Source organism: Mesoflavibacter sp. CH_XMU1404-2 (genome assembly GCF_037029465.1).
Taxonomy (GTDB): domain Bacteria; phylum Bacteroidota; class Bacteroidia; order Flavobacteriales; family Flavobacteriaceae; genus Mesoflavibacter.
The window spans coordinates 146,009-148,661 of the sequence record NZ_JAYMEM010000030.1 but is presented as its reverse complement, the minus strand read 5'-3'; the positions used below and the strand labels follow the sequence as shown (position 1 = coordinate 148,661).

The 2,653-nt window shown below is 39.7% G+C and carries 1 protein-coding gene; it reads right to left on the bottom strand.

The window, feature by feature from the left end:
• Window positions 1–2,653, bottom strand: a 2,653-nt coding sequence (locus WA327_RS14370) for a beta strand repeat-containing protein (RefSeq protein ID WP_407942469.1), incomplete at both ends; no start/stop codon positions are given.

The following is a 2,653-nucleotide window of genomic DNA, read 5'->3' as shown; positions in this document are numbered from 1 at the left end:
TGGACCGCCTTGTGTTAATGTAACATCTGCTGCGTTGTAATCACATGGATTATTCCAATCTGTTCCGTTTCCATCATCAATACCGTTTCCATCTGGGTCAATCTCATCACCATTGGTCACACCATCGCCATCACAATCTGCATTTGCGAAAACTGCATTTGTTAAGTCTTCATCGCCTACAGTACCATCATCTTCACATGGATCTTCTGGATTAGTATCTACTCCGTTAGGCGTCCCATCTCCGTCACAATCTAGAAGTGTCCAAGACACTGCTACATCTGCTAAAACTTGAGTTGAAACATTATAAACACAAGGATCGTTTGGATCTGGATCGGTAGTATCTGGATCTCCATCACCATCATTATCTAAATCACATATTCCAACAAGTCCGTCTCCATCAATATCAGTATCTGCTGTAGTTACTGCTGAAACAGAACCTGTATTATAAGCTGCTGAAACAACAGTACCATTTGCATTTACTTGTCCAGATGAAACTGTTAACGGATCTCCTGAGCCATACTGTCCTCCATCACCAGCATCTGCTGTTGCATCATTATATGCTTCATTTGCATCACTACATCCATCTTCGTCACTATCTGTATCTAAGAAATCTGGTGTAGTTGGATTAGTACCACTATCTATTGGTGTGTTTCCTGTTCCGCCATTAGCTGAGTTTGGCACACCATTATTATTTGTAGAATCACCATCTGTATCATCTGCTTGCCCATCATTATTTACATCTGTTCCTCCTGTTTCAACTACATCATAAATACCATCATTATCTGCATCTAAATCTAAATGATTTGGCACTCCATCTCCATCAAAATCATACTGATCATCAACACCATCTCCATTAGCATCTACAAATCCAGGTTGATCTGAATCTAAATAGTTTGGTATGCCATCATTGTCGTCATCTAAACTTGGTGCAGGTAAACCTGGAGATTCATCTGTATCTAAAATTCCATCATTATCATCATCTAAATCTACGTAATCGTTTACTCCATCTCCATCTGAATCAGGTAAATTTGATACTGAGATTGTAACCGTAGCTTGAGAACATATTGGTGTTCCTGTTGTATCATTACAAACTTCATATACTATTGTAACGTCCGTTCCTGCTTCTGCACCTGTTGGCGTATAAGTAATTTCTCCTGTTGCTGGGTTGATTGTTACCGTTCCTGTTGCTGTACCTGTTCCTAAATTAGTTACAGTTGTTGTTCCTAAATTATTTACATCTGTATTATCTAAATAATCATCATTATCTAATACACTTACTGTTACAGGCACTCCAACGTCTGCAGTTGTAGCATCATCTGTTGCTGTAGGAGTAAGAGGATTAGGATCTAAAACATCTGGTGTTCCATCACCATCATCATCATCATCACAAGAATTAGCGAAACCATCACTATCTGTATCAGGACCAGCTGTTACAACATCTAAATTTGTTCCTGTAGTATAATCTACACCTGTAACTGTTCCATTTGCATTTATTGCTAATTGAGGCTCTCCTATTCCATAAGAACCACCATCGCCTCCATCTGCATTACTGTCTCCAAATGCTTCGTTTGCATCTGAACAACCATCGCCATCTGAATCTAAGTTTAAGAAGTCAAAACTTCCATCTGATAATGTGTCTATTGGCGTTACTCCTGTTCCTGCTGAATCTGGTACTCCGTTATTATTTGTATCTATACCATCTGCAATACCATTATTATCATTGTCTGTAGCTCCTGCTTCTAAAGAATCATAAATACCGTCGTTATCTGAGTCTAAATCTAAATGGTTTGGTACTCCATCTCCATCAAAATCATATACATCTGGTATTCCGTTTCCGTCTGTATCTGTATAAATTGTTGCACTTCCGTCTCCGATTGTGTTTCCTGGATCATTATCGGTTGTATCCATCCAGTTTGGTATACCGTCTCCGTCTTCGTCTCCGTCTGGGAAGTTTCCAGCGCTTTCATCTATATCGGCTATACCGTCATTGTCATCATCTAAATCACATCCGTCTGCAACGCCATCGCCATCTACATCTGCTGCATCATCAAATCCTGGACATTGGTCTAAATTATCTGGTACACCATCTCCGTCTTCATCTCCATATGCTACTGTTATTGTTACTGTTTCTGTTGTACATATTGCAGATCCTGAGGCATCATTACATACCGTATAATCTACTGTTACTACTGTTCCGCCTTCTGCTAAGGTTGGTGTATATGTTAATTCACCGGTAGTAGCATCAAAACTAATTGTTCCTGTTGCTGTGCCTGTTCCTGCATCTGTTATTGTTGTTGTACCTAAGTTATTTACATCGCCATCATTTAAATAATCATCGTTGGCTAGAATTTGTGTTGTAACTGGTATTCCGCCTGTTGCATTATCTGAATCTGGTGATGTGGTAGGTACTCCTGTATTTGGATCTGTTGTGTCTGGGTTTCCATCGCCATCATCATCTAAATCACATACGCCTACTAATCCATCACTATCTAAATCTGTGTCTGCTGTAGTTACTGCAGCTACTGTTCCTGTATTATAAGCTGCTGTGGTTACTAATCCATTAGCATCAACTGTTGCTGGATCTGTACCGTATACTCCTGTGTCGCCTCCATCTGCATTACTATCTCCAAATGCTTCGTTAGCATCTGAACAG